This window comes from Microbacterium maritypicum MF109 (genome assembly GCF_000455825.1).
In the GTDB taxonomy this organism is placed as follows: Bacteria; Actinomycetota; Actinomycetes; order Actinomycetales; family Microbacteriaceae; genus Microbacterium; species Microbacterium maritypicum_A.
In genome coordinates, this window is the sequence record NZ_ATAO01000214.1 from 1 (window position 1) to 334 (window position 334).

Annotated in this window: 1 pseudogene; it reads right to left on the reverse strand. The window is 69.5% G+C overall.

Annotation, left to right across the window (positions count from 1 at the left end):
* Positions 1-334, reverse strand: a pseudogene (locus tag L687_RS41660) (YaeQ family protein); the annotation flags it as partial.

The following is a 334-nucleotide window of genomic DNA, read 5'->3' on the forward strand; positions in this document are numbered from 1 at the left end:
GTGGAGGCGGATGTCCTCGCGGCGGTGGATGCGCTTGTCGGTCCACGGCGCCATCACCTTGGCGGGGTCGCGGTGGGTGTACACCACGGTGCGCTCGGCGAGCCTGCTGCCGTAGTGCAGCCGCTCGGCGTCGGGCGCCCCGATCTCGACCCAGACGGTGACGAGGCCGGTGAGGTCGCGCACGAGCACTGCGGGCTCTTCCGTCGAGGAGATGCTGCCGCCGAATGCGATGCCTTCGGCGAACTCGAGCCCGTAGGGCCAGCACGCGTGTGAGCATGTACGCATCGGTCTCGGACGGATGCCGGGCCACGCGCAACGAGTAGTCCTCGTAGAC